The 24,799-nt window shown below is 64.0% G+C and carries 24 protein-coding genes; 10 read left to right on the forward strand and 14 right to left on the reverse strand.

The window, feature by feature from the left end:
- Positions 1 to 46 precede the first annotated feature (46 nt).
- A complete protein-coding gene (locus ACIPIJ_RS24445) occupies positions 47 to 1,231 on the forward strand; it encodes an osmoprotectant NAGGN system M42 family peptidase (RefSeq protein WP_401081645.1) in 1,185 nt (394 codons plus the stop codon).
- Positions 1,232 to 1,292: 61 nt separating this feature from the next.
- Complete coding sequence (locus ACIPIJ_RS24450) at positions 1,293 to 1,520, forward strand: YheU family protein (RefSeq protein WP_054900489.1); 228 nt, start codon at positions 1,293 to 1,295, stop codon at positions 1,518 to 1,520.
- A 53-nt stretch (positions 1,521 to 1,573) separates the two neighbouring features.
- Here the strand turns inward: ACIPIJ_RS24450 and csrA are convergent, their stop codons facing one another.
- Both csrA and ACIPIJ_RS24460 read right to left on the reverse strand, forming a co-directional pair.
- Positions 1,574 to 1,762: a carbon storage regulator CsrA gene (csrA, locus tag ACIPIJ_RS24455; RefSeq protein WP_401081648.1), complete on the reverse strand. Its 189-nt coding sequence runs from the start codon at positions 1,760 to 1,762 to the stop codon at positions 1,574 to 1,576.
- Between the two features lie 127 nt (positions 1,763 to 1,889).
- Positions 1,890 to 2,699: an SDR family oxidoreductase gene (locus ACIPIJ_RS24460; protein ID WP_401081651.1), complete on the reverse strand. Its 810-nt coding sequence runs from the start codon at positions 2,697 to 2,699 to the stop codon at positions 1,890 to 1,892.
- 206 nt (positions 2,700 to 2,905) lie between these two features.
- Between ACIPIJ_RS24460 and ACIPIJ_RS24465 the strand changes: the two genes are divergently transcribed.
- Positions 2,906 to 3,058 carry a DUF3309 family protein gene (locus ACIPIJ_RS24465; protein WP_003252624.1) on the forward strand — a complete coding sequence of 51 codons (153 nt, stop codon included), beginning with the start codon at positions 2,906 to 2,908 and terminating at the stop codon, positions 3,056 to 3,058.
- On the opposite strand, the gene ACIPIJ_RS24470 is transcribed toward ACIPIJ_RS24465, so the two are convergent.
- From ACIPIJ_RS24470 to ACIPIJ_RS24510, 9 genes are all read right to left on the reverse strand, one after another.
- Positions 3,041 to 6,220: a transporter substrate-binding domain-containing protein gene (locus ACIPIJ_RS24470; protein WP_401081654.1), complete on the reverse strand. Its 3,180-nt coding sequence runs from the start codon at positions 6,218 to 6,220 to the stop codon at positions 3,041 to 3,043. The two genes, ACIPIJ_RS24465 and ACIPIJ_RS24470, sit on opposite strands and share 18 nt — an antisense overlap.
- A 12-nt stretch (positions 6,221 to 6,232) precedes the next feature.
- Entirely contained in the window at positions 6,233 to 6,859 is a 627-nt protein-coding gene (locus ACIPIJ_RS24475; protein ID WP_401081657.1) for a response regulator, read from the reverse strand.
- A 24-nt stretch (positions 6,860 to 6,883) separates the two neighbouring features.
- Complete coding sequence (locus tag ACIPIJ_RS24480) at positions 6,884 to 8,080, reverse strand: hypothetical protein (protein WP_401081659.1); 1,197 nt, start codon at positions 8,078 to 8,080, stop codon at positions 6,884 to 6,886.
- The gene (locus ACIPIJ_RS24485; RefSeq protein WP_401081662.1) at positions 8,080 to 8,811 is read right to left on the reverse strand and encodes a molecular chaperone; all 732 of its coding nucleotides are present in this window, start codon (positions 8,809 to 8,811) and stop codon (positions 8,080 to 8,082) included. The genes ACIPIJ_RS24480 and ACIPIJ_RS24485 overlap by 1 nt, the downstream gene beginning before the upstream one ends.
- A 119-nt stretch (positions 8,812 to 8,930) precedes the next feature.
- A complete protein-coding gene (locus ACIPIJ_RS24490) occupies positions 8,931 to 11,429 on the reverse strand; it encodes a CS1-pili formation C-terminal domain-containing protein (RefSeq protein ID WP_401081665.1) in 2,499 nt (832 codons plus the stop codon).
- Positions 11,430 to 11,516: 87 nt separating this feature from the next.
- Positions 11,517 to 11,996, reverse strand: a complete 480-nt coding sequence (locus ACIPIJ_RS24495) for a CS1 type fimbrial major subunit (RefSeq protein ID WP_401081668.1) — start codon at positions 11,994 to 11,996, stop codon at positions 11,517 to 11,519.
- Positions 11,997 to 12,188: 192 nt separating this feature from the next.
- Entirely contained in the window at positions 12,189 to 13,853 is a 1,665-nt protein-coding gene (locus ACIPIJ_RS24500; RefSeq protein WP_401081671.1) for a cation acetate symporter, read from the reverse strand.
- A complete protein-coding gene (locus tag ACIPIJ_RS24505; protein WP_401081674.1) occupies positions 13,850 to 14,161 on the reverse strand; it encodes a DUF485 domain-containing protein in 312 nt (103 codons plus the stop codon). Before ACIPIJ_RS24505 ends, ACIPIJ_RS24500 begins: the two co-directional genes overlap by 4 nt.
- A gap of 167 nt (positions 14,162 to 14,328) precedes the next feature.
- Entirely contained in the window at positions 14,329 to 15,189 is an 861-nt protein-coding gene (locus ACIPIJ_RS24510; RefSeq protein ID WP_401081677.1) for a glycine betaine ABC transporter substrate-binding protein, read from the reverse strand.
- 197 nt (positions 15,190 to 15,386) lie between these two features.
- Between ACIPIJ_RS24510 and ACIPIJ_RS24515 the strand changes: the two genes are divergently transcribed.
- Positions 15,387 to 16,952, forward strand: a complete 1,566-nt coding sequence (locus ACIPIJ_RS24515; RefSeq protein WP_401081680.1) for a glycosyl hydrolase family 17 protein — start codon at positions 15,387 to 15,389, stop codon at positions 16,950 to 16,952.
- Positions 16,953 to 17,070: 118 nt separating this feature from the next.
- On the opposite strand, the gene ACIPIJ_RS24520 is transcribed toward ACIPIJ_RS24515, so the two are convergent.
- The gene (locus ACIPIJ_RS24520) at positions 17,071 to 17,439 is read right to left on the reverse strand and encodes a hypothetical protein (RefSeq protein WP_401081683.1); all 369 of its coding nucleotides are present in this window, start codon (positions 17,437 to 17,439) and stop codon (positions 17,071 to 17,073) included.
- 195 nt (positions 17,440 to 17,634) lie between these two features.
- On the opposite strand from ACIPIJ_RS24520, the gene ACIPIJ_RS24525 reads away from it, so the two are divergent.
- Positions 17,635 to 18,933 (forward strand): serine/threonine protein kinase, encoded by a 1,299-nt coding sequence (locus ACIPIJ_RS24525; RefSeq protein WP_401081686.1) that lies wholly within the window; start codon positions 17,635 to 17,637, stop codon positions 18,931 to 18,933.
- Positions 18,926 to 19,750: a VacJ family lipoprotein gene (locus ACIPIJ_RS24530; RefSeq protein WP_401081689.1), complete on the forward strand. Its 825-nt coding sequence runs from the start codon at positions 18,926 to 18,928 to the stop codon at positions 19,748 to 19,750. Before ACIPIJ_RS24525 ends, ACIPIJ_RS24530 begins: the two co-directional genes overlap by 8 nt.
- 54 nt (positions 19,751 to 19,804) lie before the next feature.
- Here ACIPIJ_RS24530 and ACIPIJ_RS24535 read toward each other — a convergent pair whose 3' ends face one another.
- Together ACIPIJ_RS24535 and ACIPIJ_RS24540 are read right to left on the reverse strand one after the other, a co-directional pair.
- Positions 19,805 to 20,947, reverse strand: a complete 1,143-nt coding sequence (locus ACIPIJ_RS24535) for a patatin-like phospholipase family protein (protein ID WP_401081692.1) — start codon at positions 20,945 to 20,947, stop codon at positions 19,805 to 19,807.
- 70 nt (positions 20,948 to 21,017) lie between these two features.
- Positions 21,018 to 21,953, reverse strand: a complete 936-nt coding sequence (locus ACIPIJ_RS24540) for a lipid A biosynthesis lauroyl acyltransferase (RefSeq protein WP_401081695.1) — start codon at positions 21,951 to 21,953, stop codon at positions 21,018 to 21,020.
- 111 nt (positions 21,954 to 22,064) lie between these two features.
- Between ACIPIJ_RS24540 and minC the strand changes: the two genes are divergently transcribed.
- From minC to ACIPIJ_RS24560, 4 genes are all read left to right on the forward strand, one after another.
- Complete coding sequence (gene minC, locus ACIPIJ_RS24545) at positions 22,065 to 22,829, forward strand: septum site-determining protein MinC (protein ID WP_401081698.1); 765 nt, start codon at positions 22,065 to 22,067, stop codon at positions 22,827 to 22,829.
- Between the two features lie 99 nt (positions 22,830 to 22,928).
- Positions 22,929 to 23,741, forward strand: coding sequence for a septum site-determining protein MinD (gene minD, locus ACIPIJ_RS24550; RefSeq protein WP_016501049.1), 813 nt, complete (start codon positions 22,929 to 22,931; stop codon positions 23,739 to 23,741).
- Positions 23,742 to 23,744: 3 nt separating this feature from the next.
- Entirely contained in the window at positions 23,745 to 23,999 is a 255-nt protein-coding gene (gene minE, locus ACIPIJ_RS24555; protein WP_003252572.1) for a cell division topological specificity factor MinE, read from the forward strand.
- An 81-nt stretch (positions 24,000 to 24,080) separates the two neighbouring features.
- Positions 24,081 to 24,716 (forward strand): RluA family pseudouridine synthase, encoded by a 636-nt coding sequence (locus ACIPIJ_RS24560; protein ID WP_401081701.1) that lies wholly within the window; start codon positions 24,081 to 24,083, stop codon positions 24,714 to 24,716.
- Positions 24,717 to 24,799: the final 83 nt, after the last annotated feature.

Raw genomic sequence — 24,799 nt, forward strand, 5'->3', positions numbered from 1 at the left:
TGTGGGCGCGGGCTGGCCCCGCGAAGAGGCCAGCGAAGGAGTAAGCATGTCTGAACACCACCCCGAACCCGATCTCGACTACCTCAAGCGCGTCCTCCTGGAGATGCTCGCCATCCCCAGCCCAACCGGTTTCACCGACACCATCGTGCGATATGTCGCCGAGCGTCTGGACGAGCTGGGCATCCCCTTCGAACTGACCCGCCGCGGCACCATCCGCGCCACCCTCAAGGGCCGGCAAAGCTCCCCCGACCGCGCCGTCTCGGCCCACCTCGACACCATCGGCGCCAGCGTGCGCCAGTTGCAGGACAACGGCCGCCTGGCCCTGGCCCCGGTAGGCTGCTGGTCGAGCCGCTTCGCCGAGGGTAGCCGGGTCAGCGTGTTCACCGACACCGGCGTGTTTCGCGGTAGCGTGCTGCCGTTGATGGCCAGCGGGCATGCCTTCAACACCGCCATCGACCAGATGCCGGTCAGCTGGGAGCACGTCGAAGTGCGCCTGGATGCCTACTGCGCCACCCGCGCCGACTGCGAAGCCTTAGGTCTGTCCATTGGCGATTTTGTCGCCTTCGACCCCCTGCCGGAGTTCACCGAAAGCGGCCATATCAGCGCCCGCCACCTGGACGACAAAGCCGGCGTCGCGGCCTTGCTGGCAGCCCTCAAGGCCGTGGTGGAGAGCGGCCGCCAGCCACTGATCGACTGCCATCCGCTGTTCACCATCACCGAGGAAACCGGCTCCGGCGCCGCCGCCGCCCTGCCCTGGGACGTCAGCGAGTTTGTCGGCATCGACATCGCCCCGGTGGCGCCTGGCCAGGCCTCCAGCGAACATGCCGTGAGCGTGGCCATGCAGGATTCCTCGGGGCCTTACGACTACCACCTATCACGCCACCTGCTGAAACTGGCCGGCGACCAGGACCTGCCGGTGCGCCGCGACGTGTTCCGCTATTACTTCAGCGATGCCCATTCGGCAGTCACTGCGGGGCACGATATCCGCACCGCGCTGATAGCGTTTGGCTGCGATGCCACCCACGGCTACGAGCGCACCCACATCGACAGCCTGGCCGCGCTCAGCCGCCTGCTGTCGGGTTACCTGCTCAGCCCGCCGGTGTTCGCCAGCGACTCCAACCCGGCCAATGCCTCGCTGGAGCGCTTCAGCCATCAGCTGGAGCATGACGCGCAGATGGAGAGCGACACGCGCGTGCCGGCGGTCGACAGCCTGGTCGGCAACAAGGGGTGAGCCACAGGGGCTGGGTTTCGCGTAGCATGGGCGCATTGTTCAACGAAGCCGAATGCCGCCCATGCTGATCCCCTACGAGCAACTGCAAGCCGAAACCCTGACCCGCCTGATCGAGGATTTCGTCACCCGCGACGGCACCGACAACGGCGACGACACCCCACTGGAAACCCGGGTGCTGCGGGTGCGCCAGGCGTTGGCCAAAGGCCAGGCATTCATCCTGTTCGACCTGGAGAGCCAGCAGTGCCAGTTACTGGCCAAGCATGATGTGCCACGCGAGCTGCTCGATTGACAGTGCCGGCCTCTTCGCCGGGCAAGCCCGCGAAGAGGCCGGCACAGCCTGAGTCAGGCTGAACTGCCCTTGCGCCCCTCCCCCGCCTTGATCCGCTTGTACACCTCGGCCCGATGCACCGGCACCTCACGCGGCGCACTCACGCCAAAGCGCACCATGCCATCGCGGGTTTCCACCACTTTGATCCGAATATCGTCACCGATGGTGATGACTTCACCGACTTCACGTCCAATGACCAACATGCTGCGATCCTCCGGCAACAGGGAAAACCGCAGATTGCATGGGGGTATTCACCTATTCAACGCTTGCATCACAATTCAGAACATACCTACATGAACCGGTAATTACCCCTACATACACACCCTACATTCAACGTACCTGAGCCTTGCCACGCATCTTCACCGCCATCTCCGCCATCTCGTCATACAGCCGCTCCGGCGCCTGCCGCTTAAGCGCCCAAGCTTGGCGCCCGGCCTCGTGGGGCAGGATCAGGAACGTTCCGACGCCGACCTGTTGGTGAATGTAGTCGGCAATATCCGCCGCGCTGATCGGCGACCCTTCCAGCAACTTGCCGACCTGGGCCTTCATTGCCGGGTTGGGGCCGCGGAAGGAGTCAAGCAGGTTGGTCTGGAAGAACGACGGGCACACCACATGCACCCCCACCTCCAGCTGGCGCAACTCCACCAGCAGGCTCTCCGACAGCGCCAGCACCCCGGCCTTGGCAACGTTGTAGTTGCTCATGCCCGGCCCCTGCATCAGCGCCGCCATCGAGGCCACGTTGATGATGCGCCCCTTGCTGCGCTCGAGCAGCGGCAGGAAGGCCTTGCAGCCTTTGACCACGCCCATCAGGTTGACCGCGATCTGCCAGTCCCAGTCCTCCAGCGACAACTCGGCGAAAAACCCGCCCGAGGCCACCCCGGCGTTGTTGACGATCACGTCGATGCCACCGAATTTCTCTTCACAGGCCTGGGCCAGTGCGGTCAGCTGGCTGTAGTCGCGCACGTCGCAACGCTGAACGAAGCCCTCGCCTCCCGCGCCACGGGCAAGCTCCAGGGTTTCGCGCAGGCCGTTTTCGTTGACGTCGGCCAGCGCCAGGCGCCAGCCCTCGCGCGCCCAGCGCAGGGCAATCTCGCGGCCGAGGCCGGACCCGGCGCCGGTGATCATGATGCGGTTGTGCATGGTGGCAGGCCTTGTGCTGATGGGTTGTCAGGCCAGTCTAATCAAGGCTTTACCGGGTGGGAGGATCCATCAGGGTAGTGAATGGGCGGGCATGACCCAGCGGTCAGTGGCAAGCGGATGGAATCTTTCGCAAGCGGCACCGGTCCGAATTAACAAGAGGCCAGCAGTCCGAGGCCCTTGACCCCTAACCATGCAAGGACTCCGTCATGACCACGATCCTCATCATCATCCTGATCCTGCTGTTGATTGGTGGCTTACCGGTCTTCCCGCACTCGCGCAGCTGGGGCTACGGCCCGTCCGGCATCATCGGCGTGGTGCTGGTGATACTGCTGGTGCTGTTGTTACTTGGCATGATCTGAACCAGGGGCGTGCGAGGCCAATTGCCGCTCCAGCTGCAACATGGCCTCGCGCAATGCCCCCACTGCCTGTTCCAAGTCGCCTGGTGCGAGCGGTGTACCGTTACACCTGCGCTCCAAACGCTCGCACAGGTCGACCAACTCCCTCGCCCGGGCGATCCGCGCCCCTCCCTTTATTCGATGGGCCAACATGGCCAAGGCCATCGGGTTTGCCATTGCCTGCTCTAGTTGCTGCAGGTCTTGCAGGTTGCTGGCACGTAGGTCCGCCAATAAGGATCGCAACGCAGACTCATCGTTGGCCACCAAGCGTCGCATGTGCTCGATGTCGACTATTGCCGGACGTGCCCGGGACAGTGCCTGGACCAGGCTGTCCAATCCCAATGGCTTGAACAAGCAATCATCCATGCCTGCTGCACGGCAGCGCTGGCGCTCCACGTCGGTAGCACTGGCCGTCAACCCGATCAACTGGCAACGCGGCCGGCCGCTGCGGCGCTCGTGTTCGCGGATGGCACGGGCCAAGGCGTAGCCATTGAGCCGTGGCATGTTGCAGTCACTGATCACGCCATCGAAGTGCTCGCCCAACCACAAACGCAACGCCTGTGCACCGTCCTCGGCAACACGCGCCTGATGCCCGAGGTAATCGAGCTGCTGGGCCAGCAACAGGCGGTTGGCCGGATAATCATCGACCACCAGCAGACGCAGCGGCATCGCCAGGTGCCGGGTGTCCTCTGCATCGGTCGGCGGCATTTCATGCGCGGTACTCAACTGCGGCAGGTTCAACCGTACCTCCACCTCCGTTCCCTGCCCCAGTACGCTATGCAGGCGCAGGCTACCGCCCATCATCTCGCACAGGCTGCGGCTGATGCCCAGGCCCAGACCTGTGCTGCAGCGTGGTGACTGATGCTGGTTGCTGGCCTGATGAAACGGCTGGCCCATGTGCAACAGCTCGCCGGCGGCGATGCCGACGCCGGTATCGCGCACCTTCAGTTCCACCGCCAGGTGGCCATCGGCGGGGGTTGCCGACAGGCTCACCTCCACCCCACCCTGGTGGGTGAACTTGATGGCATTGCTCAGCAGGTTGGCCAGCACCTGCTTGAAGCGCAGCGGGTCGAGCATCACCAGGGCATCCACCTCGCCCTGGGTGGTCAGGCGCAGCGTCAGGTCTTTGCTGCGCGCCTGCTGCTCGAACAGCTGCACCACCCGCACCACCTGCTCGCGCAGGCACACCCGTTGCGGGGTCATGTGCAGATGCCCCGACTCGATGCGGGTAATGTCGAGGATGTCGCCGATCAGCTCCAGCAGGCCCCGCGCCGCGTCGTCGGCCACTTCCAGCGCCAAGTGATCGAACACCCCCTGCTCGGCTTTGCGCCGTACCAGTTCAAGCACGCCCTGCACGGCATGCAGGGGCGTGCGTATTTCGTGGCTCATGGTGGTGAGGAACTGGGTCTTGGCCTGGTTCGCCGCCTCGGCCTCGCGCTTGGCGCGCTGCAGTTGCACCTGCACCCGGCGCTGGTAGCGGATCCACAGCAGGGCCAGTGCCAATAACAGCGAAGCGGTGACGAAGCCGAGCAGGATCCGCGCACGGTAGCGCGGCCAGGCGCCATCGGCGACGATCATCGGGTTGCGCCAGCGCCGCATCAACTGGTCGGTTTCTCGGGGGGCCAGGCTGAGCAATGCCTTGTCGAGGATGCCCTGCAGCTCTACCGCCCCACGTGCGCTGGCAAAGGCGAAGTGAGCGGGCGGCAAGGGCAGGCTGGCGCTGATTTTAAGCCGCCCTGGATACCAGCGGGCGATCAGTGGACGGGCGTCGTCGAATGTCAGCACTGCGGCGGCGGCCTGACCGCGGGCCACTGCATGCAGTGCGTCGACGGGGCCTGGCACCACCATGGGTACGACCTGCGGATGATGCCGCGCCAGCTCTTCGTGTACCGCACTGCCCCACACGAGCGCCAGCGACTGCCCGGCCAACTGCGCAAGGCTGGTCGGTGCTTGCAGGTTATCGCGCGTCACCAGCACCCGCGAGGCACTGAGGTAGGCCCGACTGAAACCCACTTGGCGCGCCAGGGCTGGGCTACGCGGTACGCCGGCGATCAACTGGGCCTGCCCCTGACGCAGCTGTTCGAGCATGCGCTGCAGCGTGCCGCCAGCCTCCACCTGAAACTGCAGCCCGGTACGCCGGCTGATCAACTGCAGTACATCGCGGCTCAGGCCACGCAATTGCCCTTTTCCGTCGATGAAACTCAACGGCAGCAGATGCTCGTCCACCACCACCCGGACGGTCGGGTTTTCACGTAACCAGCGCTGCTCCGCTTCGCTGAACTGCAGCGGCTCGGGCCTGTGCGCTGCAGCGGCGACCGGGCTCCAGCGCTGCAGGATGCGCTGGTGCTGGCGCTCGCTGAGGCCGGCCAGGGCGGCATCCACCAGGCGCGGCAGCGGCGTGTCGCCATCGAGCATGGCAAAGCCGATGCCCTGCCCGGGCAAGCCGGCAGGGCCAACTTCCTCGACGCCGCCAAGCTGGCTGCGGCCCAGCACGTAGCGTGCGGCCAGGCCATTGCCCAGGTACACGTCGGCCTGGCCCAGCGCCAGCGTCGCCAGCGCGCTGAATGGCGAGGGGTGCACCTGTACCCGCGCCTGGGGGTAGTGCTGGCGAACCTGCCGCACATCACGGTAGCCCTCGACCATCACCAGGTTGAACGGCTGCGCCTCATCGCCCCCTTCCCTGCCCTGCTCATCCCGCCCCAGCAGCATGGGTAGGTCCTGGGCGTAGGGCTGCGACAGGCGCAGGCCAGCCTCCAGTGCCTGTTGCGCGCTCACCGAACCCAGCAGTTCGATATCGCCTTCGCGCAGCGCTGCAGCTGCTTCGGCAAGGGTGTCATAGCTATGCACGCGGACTTGCAGGTTCAACTGTTCGCCCAACAGCCCTGCGTAATCGGCGGTGATGCCTTCGTAGGCATTGCCGGTACCGAGGATATCGAAAGGCGGGTTGTCCCTTGCCAGCACCCCCAGGCGCAGCAGCCGGCGCTGCCACAACCAACGTATGCCGGCATCGTCGGGTTGATGACGCGGCCCGTCCAGCGTGGCGCGTGCGTGCAGTCGAGGGGCGGGTAACGCGGGCAGTGCAACCAGGATGCAGACCAACGCCAACAACAAGGCACGCAGCGGCACGCGAAAGCAGGGTTAAATGAGGTGATTGCGGCGAGCGAAATCCGCCAGGTCAATCAACGAATTCAGCCTGAGCTTCTCCAGCAGGCGCGTCTTGTAGGTACTGATGGTCTTGTTGCTCAGCAGCATGGCCTCGCCAATTGCCTTGTTGCCCAAGCCACGGGCCAGGTGCTGCAGCACCATCAGCTCACGGTCGGTGAGCCCGGCGATGCACTGCGCCTCGCTGGCGCGCAGGTCCTGCTTGTGCACCGAGCTGAGGGCGACTTCGGGGAAGTAGGTGAAGCCCGACAGCACTGCGCGCACGGCCTTGCCCAGTTCGTCCAGGTCATCGGTCTTGGCCACATAGCCGGCAGCGCCGGCCTGCAAGCAACGCAGCGAATAAGCCTCGGCCAACTGTGACGTCAGCACCACGACCTTGCTCGTCTGGCCGAAGGCCTTGATCCGGCTGATCACCTCCAGACCATCCAGGCCAGGCATGGCGATGTCGAGAAGCACCAGGTCCGGCGCCAGCTCACGCGCCAGGCGAACCGCGTCGATGCCGTTGTCGGCCTGGCCAATCACTTCCACACGCTGCTGGCGCAACAGCATGCAGACAGTCGCACGAATGAAAGGGTGATCGTCGACCACCAGGGCTGTGTGCATGCTGTTCCTCGCTCGGGGTGATGCCTACAACTCGGCATCGAATACGACGGTTACCTGCCCGGTGTAGGTACTGCCGGGATACTTCAACATGGCCTGCACCTGATCGCGGGCGACTTCGAAATGCAGCTGGCCGCCACGGTTGAGCGTCGCCGCCACCGCCTCGAACTGCAGCGCCGCCTGGGGGCCGCTGGGCAGTACCAGGCGTTCCACCTGGCCGCCGGCGTGCTGGATGCCGCCCGGTAAACTGAGCGCGAGGTGCACCGGTACCTGGTCGTTATGCTGGTTGCGAATGCCGCAGCCGCTGCCGGCGTCGTACTGGCAGAGCTTGTAGACCTTGAACGGGCCCGTCGACCAGGCCCTGAACGGCAGGTCGCGACTGAGCCGCTGCGGCGGTTTGCCACCGGCCAGCCAGGCCTGCCAGCCGCCGGGAGGCTCCAGCACCGCGCGTTCGGAGCCTGGTGGGAACTCGAACATGAATGCGTGCTGTATATCGAGGACGAAGTTGACGGTCAGGCTGTCGCCGCTCAGGGCGGTGACATCGTTGCCAAAGTCGAAGTCGCCGCCGGGGCCGATGCTGTAGGTCACACTGCCCCGGTACGTGCCGCTTGGCATGCGGAACGGGGGGGCGATATTCATCATGTAGGCGACGCTGGTCTCAAGCACCGTGGCTACCTCTACCCGGCCGTTGGGGGCAGATCGGCCAAACCCCCAACAGGGCGAGGGGGCAGCCGGTTGGGTGAAATCCCAAAGATAACTGACCTTGGCGGGCCGTTCCTGGCTTATGCCCCCCACGATTGCGCATCCCCCGCTGAGGGTTAGATTATGCAGTGGGTGATTATAAAGACTACCGCTGGTCTGCACGCGCTGACTCAGCGCAGTCCAATCGAACGTCAGGCGCCGCGTTTCCCCGGTGATGTCGTGATACACATCGACCTCACGCCTGGCAGGCAGGCTGACGAAAAAGAGGTCTCGTGGGTCCGCAGCGCCTTTGGTGGTTTTCTTGTCGTAGGTAATCGGCAGGGCCACGGTGGTCCGCGCCCTGCAGGTTGCTGCCCAGCTGCTGCAAAGCCCACCTGGCGGCGTGGTGTTGTCGAAACGCCCCGTGCCACCTCCCAGGTATTGAGCGGTGATTGTCACCTCGAGCGCCACCGCCAGGGGCGCGACAAGCAGCAATGCCAGCCCACACCACCGCCACCGCCCGAAGCGCTTGAATGTGCTCATCATTCCACCACCATGGGCGTGCGCTGGTCGCCTTCGTGCATTTCGAATTGATGAATGCGGGCCGCGTCTCCGGCGAACTGCCGACTACGCCCCGGCAGAAGATGGTGCTTGGTGGCAGGTTCACAGGCTTCGTCCGGCGCGCGACACTGGCGGAAATGGTCGAGCACAACGGTGGCATTGCCCCGGTTGGCGACGCTCAACTGCCCGGCATCGCGCCCCACCAGCGTTTGATAGCGTGGCTGCGCCGGCCGGACGAACAGCAGCGAGCCATAGCCGGCCAGCAGGTTGACGCCCGCCCGCAGGCTGTCGCGGTATTGCTGCGCTTCATGCTCGTCCACGGCAAAACCATCGCCCAGTTCGGGCAGCACCGGCATGAAGCGCAGGCGGAAGTAGCGCTCTTCGGCCCGTGGCCCGCGGTACAGCAAGCGCACCGCCTGCATGCCGTTGGCCGGCACGATCAGGCGCGCCGGGCTGACGACAAGGCCGCGCTGTTCGAGCGCCAAGCCCTCGGTGTCGATTTCCCGCGCCACACCGGCTTCGTCGTAGACCAGCTCGGCAACGCTGACCTTGACGAACGCCGTGGTGTCGCCGCCATTGCGCACCCGCTTGAGCAGTGTGCTTTTGTCACCGTCGAGGTAGTCATACAACCCGCCGATATTAAGCTCGGGGGCGGCCACTGCGGCCAGCGGTATGGCCAGCAGCGCGACAACCAGTAACTGGGGCATTCTCATTGCATGGTTCCCTGGGTCCATTACATTAGGGTATTGCTCCGCGCAGCTCGCCGGCCACGATAAAAGCAGTAGGAAATTTCTGAAAACACCACCAAGGCGATGGACGCGAGTGCAGCAACTCACTGTGCAGCCCCCCCCGTCAGGCCCACTGCCGTCGCAATCTCCGGCAGGCAGCGCTGATCTCCAGCCAACAGCACATCGCCTTCGCGTGGCAGTGCGTTCAGCTCGAGGCGTAACAGGCACAACGCATGGCCGCGCTGGCGAATATCCAGAGTGGGTGTGGACTCGCTCATTTCCACGGCGAAGAAACCATCGGCCTCGCTGACACTGCGGCTGGCGTGGTTGACCACCTGGGCGCCACGCAATGGCTGGCCGTGGCCATCGAGCAGACGCCCCAGCACGGTCACCGTACGCAGCACACGCAGCTGGCGGTAATCGATACCGCCACGGTTGAGGTGGTAATCCATGCTCGACGGTTGGATCACCGCCGCGGTGGTCTCGCCCCCGTCAAAGTCGAACTGCACGTGCCCGGCCTTGTAGGCCGTCACCGGGATGATGTTGCGCCCGGGGTGCAGGTTGACACCAAGGGTATCGTCGGCGCGCAGCTTGAGGCCGTCGATGTCGCTGTCCACGTCGACGATCAGCGCGGCCTGATGCGGCAGGTACTGGCCGCTGACGGCAGCCTTGCCGGCACCGATGGCGACCAGGCTTTCCAGGTTCAGGCCACCGCTGAATTCGCCGTTGTACGACGAGCGCTGGACATAAGCATCGCCATGCAGCACCTGGTTTTCGAACTGGGTATCCCCCCCCAGCCCGGCGCCATAGCGATCGGCCGTGAGGGTTGCGCCGATGCTGCGCAGGGGCCCCAGCTCGACATCCTGCTGGTAGCCCAGCGAGGCGTTGAGGTCACGGCCTCCATCACGCGAGGTGCGGCTGCCGACGCTGGCGGCAATACGACGCCCGCCGCCACCCAGGCTCATGCTCAGGCTCAGGTTGACGCCACGGCTGCGTGCGTCGTCGGTGCCGCTATTGCCGGGCCGATCGAACAACGACAGGCGCCAGTTGGCGTCGGAGCCGAGCAGCTGGCCATAATAAGACCAGCCCAGGTCGATGCCGGTACCGGCGTCGCCGCCAGTGCTATGGGAAAGGCGCACGCTGGCGGTGTTGCGTGGGTCCAGGCGATGGTTGAGCGACAGTGACGATTGCGTCTGGCGTGCCTGAAACGGCCGTGTCGGCGCATCGTCCCGGTGCCCCCAGGCAGGGCGCGTCAGCCAGGTGCGGCTGTGGCTGGCGACCAGCGAGCCACTGGCATAGGCATGAATCAGCTGCAGGTCGTAGCCGTTGCCATGGCCTTGAGCCTGAAACAGGTTGCCGTAGAGTTTCAGGCGGTCGCGCACGTCCCAGTCCAGCGAGGTGCCGTACTGCATGGCATCGTCGATACGCTGGGCAGACAGCCCAAGGACGGCCCGTGGGTGCAACAGGTAGTTGGCCAACACACCGGCGGCGAGGGTGTCGCCATTGTCATGCTGCCAGTTGCTGAATTGGCTGGTCTGGCGACCGAGGTACAGGTTGTAGCGCCAGGGGGCATCGGTGCTGCGCCAGTTGCCTGGCTTGTAGATGAACGCCTGGCTGCGCGAGCTCTCCTGGCCATCTTCAACCAGGCGCACCTCGACTTCGTAGATCCCGCCGGGCAACACCTTGGTATCGAGGGTCTGCAGGCCAGGCTGCACCGGCTGGCTGTTGATCAGCACGCCGTTGCGGTAGATCTCGGCGACCGCCGGGCGGTTCGGGGTGACATAGATAGGCGTGGCGCTGGGCGCAGCACTGTCGATCAGTAGGCTGTCGCTGCTGCCGAACATCAGCCCCAGGGTGGTATCGGGGCTGGCCCCCATCAGCCTGGGCTGTCGGGTCAGGCCCTGGGCGCCGGGGGTGAAATAGCCCAGGCGGTAGAAATGGTCTTCCACCAGGCGCTCACCATACAGTTGATCGACCCGGTAGCGGGTGCCGTCGCGGTTGTCGCTGCCACGGTCAAGCTGGCCTTCGGCAAGGGCCGTCCACTGCCCGACACTGCCCTGCCCTTGCAAGGCATAGCGGCCACTGGTGGCGTGGCCGTCATTGAGCACGTTGAGCTGGTTGCGCAGCAGCATTCCATGGCTGCCTTGCTCTGGTAAACGGTGAAAGCGTTCAGCGGCGCCGGACACCTCGGCCTGATCGGTCAACAGTGAAAGCTGCGAGTTGACCAGGCTGTAATGCACAGCACGCAAACCCTCCGGGCAATCCGCCTGGCAATCGCCCAAGGTTCGGCCATTGGCCAAGCGTTCGCGCCAGCGGCGGCGGACGCTTTCGGGCTCGCGGCTCTCCAAGGTGTCGGTAAAGTCCAGCAACTGCACGCGCTGGTCGCGGCCGAGCACCACCCTGGCATCGCCCAGGTAGCGGCCATCCAGGTCGACCCGCACGGCCAGCGGCACGTCGAAAAAATGCGCCTCGAACTCACGCGGCAGGCCTTCGACCGAGCCCAGGGCAGTGGCTGCGCAGTAGCCCGCAGCAGGCCAGAGGCCCAGAATGGCGGCCAGCGGCAGCCAGCAGCGCAAGGCTGCGGTTGAGGATTGATCGATCATGGGCATCGCTTGCAGGCAAGGCCTGCCCGCCACTCGCAAACAACGAGGGCCGGGGCAGGCGAACATCGATGAACGGAGCGGTGTGGATCAGGGTGCGACGGTTTCGAAGATCATGCTCACCAGGCCCTGGTAATTGCCAGGCTCATACCCGGTGGAAGGTGCTGGCTGGGCCGCGACATGGAAGCCGATGGTGGCCCCCGGCGCTGCTTGTGCGGCGCTGACCACTTCGGCCGGAGTGGTCTGCAGCAAGGTATCGCCAACGGTCACATCCAGGCCGATGTTATGGGTGCCGCTGGCAATCACTGCCGGCGAAACCAGATAGGCGCTGATCGGGCCGATGGTGCTCTTGACCTGCAGTTCCTTACGGATCGGGTCAAGCTTGCCCTGATAAGAGTTCCATGCCATTTCTTGCGGATCATTCATCCAGTTGCCACCCACCGGCTCGACGAAGAAGGCGTCGGTCGGCACCTGGGCGACGATCTGCACCTGCTTCTCGATAGGATCGACCGCATGGGCGGTGCTGGCTAACAACAGGGCCAGCGGAAGGGCGATTAACGTCTGTTTCACGAATGGTTTCTCCTTGAAGGTTCTTAGCCCAGCAGATGTGCCTGACGGGTAGGAGAAGTATTCGGGAATGGTTCGACGAGATGACCAGGAACCGTCCGAGCGAGCCTCGGAAATTTCCGAGCGAAGGCAAATTGATACTGCAGAATGCACAACGCCCCGGCTGGCGGGGCGTTGTGTTTCAGCGCTCGAGCGTTAGTGGGAAACCGCCCCACTGGCGCCCAGGCCAGTCTGCGAACGGACGAACTGCGGGAAGAACAGCGCACGTTCATTCTCAGCAGCCTTGGACTTGTCGGTGACCGAGAAGAACCAGATACCGACGAAGGCAATCAGCATCGAGAACAGCGCCGGGTACTCGTACGGGTAGATGGCTTTCTCGTGGCCGAGGATCTGCACCCAGATGGTCGGGCCAAGGATCATCAGCCCCACGGCACTGACCAGGCCCAGCCAGCCGCCGATCATGGCGCCGCGGGTGGTCAGTTTCTTCCAGTACATCGAGAGCAGCAGTACCGGGAAGTTACAGCTGGCGGCGATGGAGAACGCCAGGCCGACCATGAAGGCGATGTTCTGCTTCTCGAACAGAATGCCTAGGCCGATTGCCAGCACGCCCAGCGCGATGGTGGTGATCTTCGAGACGCGGATCTCGTCCTTGTCGTTGGCCTTGCCCTTGCGCCAGACGCTGGCGTACAGGTCGTGGGACACCGCCGAGGCACCGGCCAGGGTCAGGCCGGCAACCACGGCCAGGATGGTGGCGAAGGCCACTGCCGAGATGAAGCCGAGGAAGATGCTGCCACCCACGGCATCGGCCAGGTGCACCGCCGCCATGTTATTGCCGCCCAGCAGGGCGCCGGCGGCGTCCTTGAAGTCTGGATTGGTGCTGACCAGCAGGATCGCGCCGAAGCCGATGATGAAGGTCAGGATGTAGAAATAGCCGATGAAGCCGGTGGCATAGAGCACGCTTTTACGCGCTTCCTTGGCATCGCTGACGGTGAAGAAACGCATCAGGATGTGTGGCAGGCCAGCGGTGCCGAACATCAGCGCCAGGCCCAGCGAGAAGGCCGAGATCGGGTCCTTGACCAGGCCGCCCGGGCTCATGATCGCCTCACCCTTGCTGTGTACCTTGATCGCTTCGGAGAACAGGGTGTTGAAGTCGAAGCCCACGTGTTTCATCACCATCAGCGCCATGAAGCTGGCACCCGACAGCAGCAGCACCGCCTTGATGATCTGTACCCAGGTGGTGGCCAGCATGCCGCCGAACAGCACGTACAGGCACATCAGGATACCCACCAGGATGACCGCGACGTGGTAGTCCAGGCCGAACAGCAACTCGATCAGCTTGCCGGCGCCAACCATCTGCGCGATCAGGTAGAACGCCACCACCACCAGCGAACCGGAAGCCGACAGGGTGCGGATTTCCTTCTGCCCGAGGCGGTACGAGGCGACGTCGGCAAAGGTGTACTTGCCCAGGTTGCGCAGGCGTTCGGCGATCAGGAAGAGGATGATCGGCCAGCCGACCAGGAAGCCGATCGAGTAGATCAGGCCGTCGTAGCCGGAAGTGAACACCAGGGCAGAAATACCCAGGAAGGACGCAGCCGACATGTAGTCGCCAGCAATCGCCAGGCCGTTCTGGAAGCCCGTGATCTTGCCGCCGGCAGCGTAGTAGTCGGCCGCCGACTTGTTGCGTTTGGAGGCCCAGTAGGTGATGCCGAGGGTAAAGGCGACGAAGGCCACGAACATGGCGATCGCGGAAACGTTGAGCGGCTGTTTCTGCACCTCGCCGGTCAGGGCATCAGCGGCCCACACGGCGGGTGCGAAAGCGCCGCAGGCCAGTACGGCCAAGGCTTTGGCGTGGCGAATCATTGTTGCGCCTCCTTCAGGATGGCCTTGTTCAGCTCATCGAATTCGCCGTTGGCGCGGCGTACGTAGATGGCGGTCAGGACGAATGCCGACACGATCAGGCCGACGCCCAGGGGAATGCCCCAGGTAATCGACGACTCTGGGCTGAGCTTGGCGCCCAGCAATTGAGGACCGTAGGCGATCAGAAGGATGAAAGCGCTGTACAGGCCGAGCATGATCGCCGAGAGAATCCAGGCGAACCGTTCGCGTTTGGTGACCAGCTCCTTGAAGCGCGGGCTGTTTTGTATCGATAGGTAAATGCTGTCGTTCATATTGTTTTTGTCCTAGCAGCACAGAGAGGGGATGGAACCCACACCGTCACTTTATGCTGCCTTTGGACGCCAACCAGACGACCTTAGTCTTAGATGCAACACTGTATTGCAGGATCAGTAACAAAGTAGGGCCGCTTGGCGGCCCCACTGTGCAAAGAATGAATGAATTACTTGCCGGTCCACTCCTTCACCCGGTCCGGATGCTTGGCCACCCAGTCCTTCGCCGCCGCTTCAGGCTTGGCGCCTTCCTGGATCGCCAGCATCACTTCGCCGATTTCGTCCTTGGACTGCCAGCTGAACTTCTTGAGGAACTCGGCCACTTCCGGCGCCTTGGTCGCCAGCTCTTTGCTGCCGATGCTGTTGACCGTCTCGGCGGCGCCATAAACGCCTTTCGGGTCGTCGAGGAACTTGAGTTTCCACTTGGCGAACATCCAGTGCGGCACCCAGCCGGTCACCGCAATCGACTGATTCTTGGCATAGGCACGGCCCAGTTCAGCGGTCATTGCCGCACCCGAGCTGGCCTGGAGTTTGTAACCGGTCAGGTCGTAGTCCTTGATGGCCTGGTCGGTCTTGAGCATTACGCCGGAGCCGGCGTCGATGCCGACGATCTTCTGCTTGAAGGTGGTGTCGGTCTTGAGGTCGGCAATGCTGTTGATCTTCACGTATTCCGGGACGATCAAGCCAATCTTGGCGTCCTTGAAGTTAGCGCCGTAGTCGACCACGTTATCCTTGTTCTTGGTCCAGTACTCACCGTGTGTCACCGGCAGCCAGGCCGAGAGCATGGCGTCGAGTTTGCCAGTGGCCACACCCTGCCACATGATGCCGGTGGCCACGGCCTGCAGCTTCACGTCGTAACCGAGTTTCTGCTTGATCACTTCGGCGGCCACGTTGGTGGTCGCTACACTGTCGGCCCAACCATCCACGTAACCAATGCTTACTTCTTTGGCCATTGCCTGCGCAGCGCTCATGGCCAATACCAGGGCGGTGCCCGCCCCCAGGAAACGTCGCACTGTCTTCAAAGTCGCCATCAAAGCATCCCCTCGTCAGGTCTCGGAGATTGCATCATGTTCCTGCAACAACGCGCGACCTGCTCCAGCTGCGACCTGTACCCGATTCCTTTGCGACAGCACTGTGCCATTAGCGTCATCGGCCTACGCGGTTCTGCGCGATCCTTGCATGCCAAATGATTGGCGCCGGGCTACTATCTAACGCTTTGCGCCTGACGATGGACCGCCTGATGCCCACCCCTGCCCGTTTGCTGCTGCCGTTCTACCTGCTCGCCTGCCTGCTTGCCCTGCTCGGCCTCGGCGCGCTCTGGTACGGGCTCGGCAAGCCGATCGTGCTGCCGGATGCAGCCAGCCCCACGCACAAGTTGCAGTGCGCCTCGTACACCCCGTTCGACAAGGACCAGTCGCCGTTCGACCAGCCGTTTCGCCTGCGCCCGGCGCGCATGGACGCCGACCTGGCGCTGCTGGCCGAACGTTTTCAGTGCATCCGTACCTATTCCATGACCGGCCTGGAGGCAATCCCTGCACTGGCGCGCAAGCATGGCCTGAAAGTAATGCTCGGGGCCTGGGTCAATGCCAACCCGGTCGACACCGACAAGGAGGTGGACTTGCTGATTGCCGCCGCCAATACCAACCCGGACGTGGTCAGTGCGGTGATCGTCGGCAACGAAGCGCTGCTGCGCAAGGAAGTCACCGGCGAGCGCCTGGCCGGGTTGATCAACAAGGTAAAAAGCCAGGTGAAGGTGCCGGTCACCTACGCCGATGTCTGGGAGTTCTGGCTGCAGCACCCGCAGGTCGCGCCCGCCGTGGATTTCCTCACCATCCACTTGCTGCCCTACTGGGAGGATGACCCGCGCGGCATCGACGATGCCCTGGCCCATGTCGCCGATGTGCGGCGGGTGTTCGGTACGCGCTTTGCGCCCAAGGACATCCTCATCGGCGAGACCGGCTGGCCGAGCGAAGGCCGCCAGCGCGAGACCGCCGTACCCAGCCGGGCCAACGAGGCGCGGTTCATCCGCGGCTTCGTCGCCATGGCCGAGGCCAACGGCTGGCAGTACAACCTGATCGAAGCCTTCGACCAGCCGTGGAAGCGTGCCAGCGAAGGTGCGGTGGGCGGTTACTGGGGGTTGTACGATGCGGATCGGCAGGATAAAGGCGTGCTTGAAGGGCCGGTGAGCAACTTGCACGACTGGCCGCAGTGGTTGTTGGCCAGCGCGGTATTGATGACCGTCATGCTGCTGTTCGCCGGGCGCCCTGCCAGCGCAGGTGCCGCCTTGCTGTTACCGTTGCTGGCCGCGTTGGGTGCAGGCTGCCTGGGGCTGTGGGGTGAGTTGATGCGGAGCCACGCGCGGTTTGCCGGGGAATGGTTGTGGGCAGTGGCACTGGCGGGGCTGAACCTGCTGGTACTGGCCCATGCCGTGCTGGCGCTGGCACGCCGAGATGGCTGGCGTGAACGCCTGTTCGCCTGGTTCGAAGCGCGTGCGGGCTGGCTGTTGCTGGCGGCTGGTTTTGCGGCGGCGGTGAGCATGCTGGCGATGGTCTTCGACCCGCGTTATCGCAGCTTCCCCACACCGGCACTGGCATTGCCGGCGATGGTCTACCTGCTGCGGCCGGTGGCGACAGCGCGGGCTGAGGTGGCGTTGCTGGCCTTTATCGTCGGCGCGGGCGTGCTGCCGCAGTTGTACCGGGAAGGGCTGGAGAGTCAGCAGGCCTGGGGGTGGGCGGTGGTCAGCGTGCTGATGACGGCGGCGCTGTGGCGCAGCTTGCGGGTGCGCAAGGCTTGATACCAAGGTGTCGCCATCGCCGGCAAGCCGGCTCCAACTGGGGCCGCAGGGCCGCTGAAAGCACCGCTATAGCTGTGGGAGCCGGCTTGCCGGCGAATGGGCTGCGTAGCAGCCCCTGTCAGCCATGACGCCCTTGCCGCACCAACCGCAACCCCGCCAGCACCACCGCAAACACCGCCATACTGGCGGTATACAACACCAACGCTGGTACCCCGAACACCAGCGCCAACACCGCTATCCACCAACCGCCACGGCCAGGCACCATCTGCGCCAACAACGCCAGCCCCAGCCCGGCCCAGGCCATTACCTGGAAGTGAATACCCAACCCCAGCACCGCGCGCACCTGGCATTGCCAGTACTCGCCCGGCGCCGTGCACAGGCCCACCCACTGCGCATCTTCCATCAACCCGTAGCGCACGCCGTAACTGGCAGCCAGCCACAAAGCGAGGAACAACAGCAGCAAAACGGCAGGCAACGAACGAGACATCCAGTTCTCCAATAGCGGTAATCGAAAGCATCCATGATCGCCCAAGGCCACTTGTAAGGCAAAATCCCCACCCTGCAGCTATGTTGCAGATAACAAGCACACCAAAGGCCACTGCACTTGGCAACTTTGCCAAGGCACTTGTGGTCCTAGCCTGCGTAGCGCAGTACCTTGCTCGCGTTCTTTCTGGGGGATTACATGCTTCGATCTTGGCGCCTAGCCGCCCTACTTGGCGGCCTGCTCATGGCTGCGGCCGCTTCGGCGCGGGACATCGACGCCGCGACCTACGGCTTCCCCTTGACCAACCCGTTCGAGGCGACCATCGCCACCACACCGCCCGACCAGCGCCCCACGCTGCCCAGCGACGACGAAATCGACCAGGCCGACTACAGCCTGAACCTGCGCCCGGAGCGCGAGTTCACCCTGCCCGACAACTTCTGGGCGGTGAAGAAGCTCAAATACCGCCTGGCCCGCCAGGACCACGAAGCGCCGCTGATCTTCATCATCGCCGGCACCGGTGCGCCCTATTCCAGCAGCATCAACGAATACCTGAAAAAGCTCTTCTACCAGGCCGGCTACCATGTCGTGCAGCTGTCGTCGCCGACCAGCTATGACTTCATGAGCGCCGCTTCGCGCTTCGCCACGCCGGGTGTCAGCCAGGAAGACGCCGAAGACATGTACCGCGTGATGCAAGCCGTGCGTGCCCAGCACCCGCGCCTGCCAATCAGCGAGTTCTACCTCACCGGCTACAGCCTGGGGGCGCTGGATGCAGCGTTCGTCAGCCACCTGGACGAAACCCGCCGCAGCTTCAACTTCAAGCGCGTGCTGCTGCTGAACCCGCCGGTCAACCTGTATACCTCGATCAACAACCTCGACAAGCTGGTGCAGACCCAGGTCAAGGGCATCGACCGCAGCACCACGTTCTATGAGCTGATGCTGGAAAAGCTCACCCGCTACTTCCAGGACAAAGGCTATATCGACCTCAACGACGCCCTGCTGTACGACTTCCAGCAATCGCGTCAGCACCTGTCCAACGAACAGATGGCCATGCTGATCGGCACCTCGTTCCGTTTCTCGGCGGCCGACATCGCCTTCACCTCCGACCTGATCAACCGCCGCGGCCTGATCATTCCGCCGAAGTTCCCGATCACCGAGGGCAGCAGCCTCACGCCGTTCTTCAAGCGTGCACTGCAGTGCGACTTCGACTGCTACCTGACCGAGCAGGTGATCCCGATGTGGCGCGCCCGCACCGACGGCAACAGCATCCTGCAACTGGTCAACCAGGTGAGCCTGTACGCGCTGGAGGATTACTTGCGCGACAGCCCGAAAATTTCCGTGATGCACAACGCCGACGACGTCATCCTCGGCCCCGGCGATATCGGTTTCCTGCGCAAGGTGTTCGGCGAGCGGCTGACCCTTTACCCCCATGGCGGCCATTGCGGCAACCTCAATTACCGCGTCAACAGCGACGCCATGCTGGAGTTCTTCCGTGGCTAACAAATTCCTCCTCGCCACCGCCCTGCTGGTTGCCGGCAATGCCCTGGCCGCGGAAACCGCGCCACGTACCAGCGTGATCGAGGCCGACCCGCAGGTCACCGCCCAGCCACTGGCCCCTGAGGCCGACGGTTTCATCGACCCGCTGCGCGAACTGAAATTCAACCCAGGCCTGGACCAGCGTGAGTTCGAACGCTCGACCCTGGCGGCCTTGAACATCTACGACCCGCTGGAGTCGCTGAACCGGCGCATCTACCACTTCAACTACCGCCTGGACCAGTGGGTGCTGCTGCCGCTGGTCGATGGTTACCAATACGTCACGCCGCGCTTCGTGCGCACCGGGGTGAGCAACTTCTTCAACAACCTGGGCGATGTACCGAACCTGTTCAACAGCGTGCTGCAGCTCAAGGCCAAGCGCTCGGCGGAAATCACCGCGCGGCTGATGTTCAACACCATCATCGGTGTGGGCGGGCTGTGGGACCCGGCGACCAGGATGGGCCTGCCGCGCCAGAGCGAGGACTTCGGCCAGACGCTGGGTTTCTATGGTGTGCCTGAAGGGCCGTACATCATGCTGCCGGTGCTGGGGCCGTCGAACCTGCGCGACACCACCGGTGTGGTGGTGGACTACGCGGGTGAGCAAGCGGTCAACTTCTTGAACGTGGCCGAAGTCAGCACCGATCATCCAGAGATCTTCCTGCTGCGCGCGGTGGACAAGCGCTACACCACCAAATTCCGCTATGGCCAGCTCAACTCGCCGTTCGAGTACGAGAAGGTGCGGTATGTGTATACCCAGGCGCGCAAGTTGCAGGTTGCCGAGTAAATAGTGGCCGGCCGTTTCGCGGGCTTGTCCGCGAAAGGGCCGGCAAAGCCTGCATCAGAGCCCCAGAAACTGTTCCAGCTCCCGCCGTTTAGCCAAGGCATCCTTGCGCCCCAGTTCGATCAGCTCACTACAATAGCTGGCCTCGAACAGCAAATAGCTCAGCACCCCTGCCCCGCTGGTCCGGGTCGCCCCCGGCCCCCGCAGGAACACTCGCAGCGGCGCCGGCAACTCACGCCGGTGCCGTGCGGCAATCTCGTCCAGCGGCTGGCTGGGCGCTACCACCAGCACATCGATCGGCGCCAGGCCCAAGCGGCGCGCATCCAGGTGGGCGGGCAGCAGGCGGCTGAGGTGGTTCAGGCGCTGCAGCAGTTCGATGTCATCTTCCAGGCTGTCGATGAACGTGCTGTTGAGCATATGCCCGCCGATCTGCGCCAGGCTCGGCTGCTGGCCACTGAACACGCGCTGTGTCGGCAACGGCGGCGCTGGCCGCTGCGGGTTGCCGCTGACCCCGACCACCAGCACGCGGCTGGCCCCCAGGTGCAGGGCCGGGCTGATCGGCGCCGACTGGCGTACCGCGCCGTCTCCGTAGTACTCGTCACCCAGCCGGACCGGGGCGAACAGCAGCGGGATCGCCGCACTGGCCAGCAGGTGGTCGACCGTCAACGGCGCGGGCACGCCGATACGCCGGTGGCGCAGCCAGGCGTCGATGGTGCCGCGGCCCTGGTAAAAGGTGACAGCCTGACCAGACTCGTAACCGAACGCCGTTACCGCCACTGCGCGCAATTGCTCGCTGGCCAGGGCATGGGTGATGCCATCCAGGTCCAGGTGCGACTGCAACAGGCTGCGCAGCGGGCTGCTGTCGAGCAACGCCACCGGTGCCTGGCCGCCCAGGCCGAGCAGGCTGTGGCCAACGAAACGGCTGGCCTGGCGGATCACCCCGGGCCAGTCGCTGCGCAGAACCAGGTGGCTGCGAACGTTCTGCCAGAAGGCGGTGAGGCGTTGCACCGATTCGCTGAACCGGGTGGCGCCGCTGGCCAGGGTCACGGCGTTGATGGCGCCGGCCGAGGTGCCGACAATCACCGGGAAGGGGTTGGGCGCGCCCGGCGGCAGCAGCTCGGCGATACCGGCCAGCACGCCGACCTGGTAGGCGGCGCGGGCGCCGCCGCCGGAGAGGATCAGGCCAGTGCTAGTCTTCATGGATTCACCCTGTCAGTGCTGCCTCTTCGCGGGCCAAGCCCGCGAAGAGGCAGCACTGACACCACAACGCTCAGCGCTTTTTCTTGTCATACAGCCGCGGCGCACCCTCAGGCCGTGACTTGAAGCGCCGGTGCGCCCACAGGTACTGCTCGGGGCACTCGCGCAGCACGCCTTCGATCCATTGGTTGATGCGCAGGCAATCGGCCTCTTCGCTTTCACCGGGGAAGCCCTCCAGCGGCGGGTGGATCACCAGACGATAGCCGCTGCCATCCTCCAGGCGCTTCTGGGTGAAGGGAATGACCTGCGCCTTGCCCAGGCGGGCGAACTTGGTGGTGGCGGTGACCGTCGCCGCCGGGATGCCGAACAGCGGCACGAACAGGCTCTGCTTGGCGCCGTAGTCCTGGTCCGGCGCGTACCAGATGGCGCGTCCCGAACGCAGCAGCTTGAGCATGCCGCGCACGTCTTCGCGCTCCACCGCCAGCGAATCGAGGTTGTGCCGCTCGCGGCCGCTGCGCTGGATGTAGTCGAACAGCGGGTTGCCGTGCTCGCGGTACATGCCGTCGATGGTGTGCTCCTGGCCGAGCAGCGCTGCGCCGATTTCCAGGGTGGTGAAGTGCACGGCCATGAGGATCGCGCCCTGCCCCGCCTGCTGGGCGGCCTGCAGGTGCTCGATGCCCTCGATGTGTGCCAGGCGCGCCAGCCTGGCCTTGGGCCACCACCAGCTCATGGCCATTTCGAAGAAGGCGATGCCGGTGGAGGCGAAGTTCGCCTTCAGCAACCGGCGCCGTTCGTCGACGGACAGTTCCGGGAAGCACAGTTCCAGGTTGCGTGCGGCGATGCGCCTGCGCTCGCCGGCCACCCGGTACATCAGCGCGCCCAGGGCGCCGCCGAGCCACAGCAGGGCCCGGTATGGCAGCTGCACCACCAACCACAGCAGGCCCAGGCCAAGCCACAGGCCCCAGAACCTGGGGTGGAGGAAATAGGGACGAAAACGCGGGCGGTCCATTGAAGCTTCCGGTAAGTCAAAGGCCGAGCATTCTACATCGGATCGGTGCCGGTTGCGGCCAACCGGTCTTATCGTTATAAGTCAGGGCACTTTTTTCGCAACAAGCCGTCTATGCAGACCATGAGCCCAAACCACACACCTGACTCCGCCTCCGTGTTCCAGCTCAAGGGCAGCATGCTCGCCATTACTGTGCTGGAGCTGGGGCGAAACGACCTGGAAGCCCTCGACCGCCAGCTGGCGGCGAAAGTGGCCCAGGCCCCCAATTTCTTCAGCAACACGCCGTTGGTGCTGGCGCTGGACAAGCTGCCGGCCGACGAAGGGGCGATCGACCTGCCCGGGCTGATGCGCATCTGCCGCCACCATGGCCTGCGGACCTTGGCCATTCGCGCCAACCGCATCGAGGACATTGCCGCGGCAATCGCCATCGACCTGCCGGTGCTCCCGCCGTCCGGGGCCCGCGAGCGCCCGCTGGAACCAGAGCCCGAGGTCAAAAAGCCCGAGCCGGCCCCGCCCCCCGCCCCCGAGCCAGCCCTTGTGCAAGAGCAGCGCCCGACCCGGATCATCACCTCGCCGGTGCGTGGCGGCCAGCAGATCTACGCCCAGGGGGGCGACCTGGTGGTCACTGCCTCGGTCAGCCCGGGTGCGGAACTTCTTGCCGATGGCAACATCCATGTGTACGGCGCCATGCGCGGCCGCGCCCTGGCGGGTATCAAAGGCAATACCAAGGCCCGTATCTTCTGCCAGCAGATGACCGCCGAAATGGTCTCCATCGCTGGCCAGTACCGGGTGTGCGAGGACCTGCGCCGCGACCCTTTGTGGGGCACCGGTGTGCAAGTCAGCCTGTCCGGTGACGTGTTGAACATCACCCGTCTTTAACGGATACTTGCCGTCATTTTTAGAGCAACTTTTTTACCTGTTGCCATTTTTTGCATTTTGCTGGGACACATGTCCCGACTTATTTAGGGGTGAAACACCTTGGCCAAGATTCTCGTCGTTACTTCCGGCAAGGGGGGTGTGGGCAAGACCACCACCAGCGCCGCCATCGGCACCGGCCTCGCACTGCGCGGCCACAAGACCGTCATCGTCGACTTCGACGTCGGCCTGCGTAACCTCGACCTGATCATGGGCTGCGAGCGCCGCGTGGTGTACGACTTCGTCAACGTGGTCAACGAAGAAGCCAACCTGCAGCAGGCCCTGATCAAGGACAAGCGCCTCGAGAACCTGTATGTACTTGCCGCCAGCCAGACCCGCGACAAAGACGCGCTGACCCTGGAAGGCGTCGAGAAGGTGCTGATGGCGTTGAAAGAAGATTTCGAATACGTCATCTGCGACTCCCCGGCGGGTATCGAGAAAGGTGCACACCTGGCGATGTACTTCGCCGACGAAGCCATCGTGGTGACCAACCCTGAAGTTTCTTCGGTACGTGACTCGGACCGCATGCTGGGCATTCTGTCGAGCAAATCGCGCCGCTCCGAAAACGGCGAAGAGCCGATCAAGGAACACCTGCTGATCACTCGCTACAACCCAGAGCGCGTCGTCAACGGCGAAATGCTGAGCATCGACGACGTGACCGACATCCTGGCGATCAAGCTCAAGGGCGTGATCCCTGAATCCCAGGCCGTACTCAAGGCTTCCAACCAAGGTATCCCGGTCATCCTCGACGACCAGAGCGATGCTGGCCAGGCGTACAGCGACACCGTCGATCGCCTGCTGGGGAAAGACAAACCCCTGCGTTTCGTTGAAGTGCCGAAGCAAGGATTCTTCGCGCGCCTGTTTGGAGGCAAGTAAACCATGAACCTTTTTGACTTCTTTCGTGGCAGACAGAAACAGACCAGCGCGTCGGTAGCGAAAGAGCGTCTACAGATCATCGTGGCGCATGAGCGCGGCCAGCGCAGCGAGCCGGACTACCTGCCGGCGCTGCAGAAAGAACTGCTCGAAGTGATCCGCAAGTATGTGAACATCGGCAACGATGACGTGCACATCGAACTGGAGAACCAGGGCAGCTGCTCCATCCTGGAGCTGAACATCACCCTGCCTGATCGCTGATACAGCCCCTCAGGCAAAGACGAAACCACTGGGATTGCCTTGCAGCCCCAGTGGTTTCGTCATTTTCATCGAGAACCCGCAATGCCGCTGTCGAACGTCCAGATCCTCCACGAAGATGCCGCCATCCTGGTGATCAACAAGCCGACCCTGCTGCTGTCTGTGCCAGGCCGCGCCGACGACAACAAGGACTGCCTGATCACCCGTCTGCAGGAAAACGGCTACCCCGATGCGTTGATCGTGCACCGCCTGGACTGGGAAACCTCCGGCATCATCCTGCTGGCCCGTGACGCCGACAGCCACCGTGAGCTGTCTCGCCAGTTCCACGACCGCGAGACCGAAAAGGCCTACACCGCGCTGTGCTGGGGCCAACCGGCACTGGACAGCGGCAGCATCGACCTGCCCCTGCGCTACGACCCACCGACCAAGCCACGGCATGTGGTGGACCATGAGCAGGGCAAGCATGCCCTGACCTTCTGGCGCATCCTGGAACGTTGCGGCGATTACTGCCGGGTCGAGCTGACGCCGATCACCGGGCGCTCGCACCAGCTGCGCGTGCACATGCTGTCGATCGGGCACCCGCTTTTGGGCGACCGCTTGTATGCCAACCCTGAAGCGTTGGCAGCGCATGAGCGGTTGTGCCTGCATGCGGCGATGTTGAGCTTTACCCACCCGGTGTCCGGGGAGCGGATGAAGTTCGAGTGCCCTGCACCCTTCTGAATGTGTGCTGCCTGTACAGGCCGCTTCGCGGCTGATGCCGCGAAGAGGCAGACACAATTTGTCGACTTAATACGCTAAACTCG

It is taken from the genome of Pseudomonas sp. NPDC087185 (genome assembly GCF_044744955.1).
In the GTDB taxonomy this organism is placed as follows: domain Bacteria; phylum Pseudomonadota; class Gammaproteobacteria; order Pseudomonadales; family Pseudomonadaceae; genus Aquipseudomonas.

Bases quoted from the DNA above. Each gene is read 5' to 3' on its own strand.
- ACIPIJ_RS24500 (WP_401081671.1), bottom strand. From the start codon at position 13,853: ATGATTCGCCACGCCAAAGCCTTGGCCGTACTGGCCTGCGGCGCTTTC.
- ACIPIJ_RS24560 (WP_401081701.1), top strand. From the start codon at position 24,081: ATGCCGCTGTCGAACGTCCAGATCCTCCACGAAGATGCCGCCATCCTG.
- csrA (WP_401081648.1), bottom strand. From the start codon at position 1,762: ATGTTGGTCATTGGACGTGAAGTCGGTGAAGTCATCACCATCGGTGAC.
- ACIPIJ_RS24485 (WP_401081662.1), bottom strand. From the start codon at position 8,811: ATGAGAATGCCCCAGTTACTGGTTGTCGCGCTGCTGGCCATACCGCTG.
- ACIPIJ_RS24450 (WP_054900489.1), top strand. From the start codon at position 1,293: ATGCTGATCCCCTACGAGCAACTGCAAGCCGAAACCCTGACCCGCCTG.
- ACIPIJ_RS24445 (WP_401081645.1), top strand. From the start codon at position 47: ATGTCTGAACACCACCCCGAACCCGATCTCGACTACCTCAAGCGCGTC.
- ACIPIJ_RS24535 (WP_401081692.1), bottom strand. From the start codon at position 20,947: ATGAAGACTAGCACTGGCCTGATCCTCTCCGGCGGCGGCGCCCGCGCC.
- minC (WP_401081698.1), top strand. From the start codon at position 22,065: ATGCAGACCATGAGCCCAAACCACACACCTGACTCCGCCTCCGTGTTC.
- ACIPIJ_RS24490 (WP_401081665.1), bottom strand. From the start codon at position 11,429: ATGATCGATCAATCCTCAACCGCAGCCTTGCGCTGCTGGCTGCCGCTG.
- ACIPIJ_RS24525 (WP_401081686.1), top strand. From the start codon at position 17,635: ATGCTTCGATCTTGGCGCCTAGCCGCCCTACTTGGCGGCCTGCTCATG.
- ACIPIJ_RS24540 (WP_401081695.1), bottom strand. From the start codon at position 21,953: ATGGACCGCCCGCGTTTTCGTCCCTATTTCCTCCACCCCAGGTTCTGG.
- ACIPIJ_RS24465 (WP_003252624.1), top strand. From the start codon at position 2,906: ATGACCACGATCCTCATCATCATCCTGATCCTGCTGTTGATTGGTGGC.
- ACIPIJ_RS24510 (WP_401081677.1), bottom strand. From the start codon at position 15,189: ATGGCGACTTTGAAGACAGTGCGACGTTTCCTGGGGGCGGGCACCGCC.
- ACIPIJ_RS24460 (WP_401081651.1), bottom strand. From the start codon at position 2,699: ATGCACAACCGCATCATGATCACCGGCGCCGGGTCCGGCCTCGGCCGC.
- ACIPIJ_RS24505 (WP_401081674.1), bottom strand. From the start codon at position 14,161: ATGAACGACAGCATTTACCTATCGATACAAAACAGCCCGCGCTTCAAG.
- ACIPIJ_RS24520 (WP_401081683.1), bottom strand. From the start codon at position 17,439: ATGTCTCGTTCGTTGCCTGCCGTTTTGCTGCTGTTGTTCCTCGCTTTG.
- ACIPIJ_RS24515 (WP_401081680.1), top strand. From the start codon at position 15,387: ATGGACCGCCTGATGCCCACCCCTGCCCGTTTGCTGCTGCCGTTCTAC.
- ACIPIJ_RS24475 (WP_401081657.1), bottom strand. From the start codon at position 6,859: ATGCACACAGCCCTGGTGGTCGACGATCACCCTTTCATTCGTGCGACT.
- minE (WP_003252572.1), top strand. From the start codon at position 23,745: ATGAACCTTTTTGACTTCTTTCGTGGCAGACAGAAACAGACCAGCGCG.
- ACIPIJ_RS24480 (WP_401081659.1), bottom strand. From the start codon at position 8,080: ATGAGCACATTCAAGCGCTTCGGGCGGTGGCGGTGGTGTGGGCTGGCA.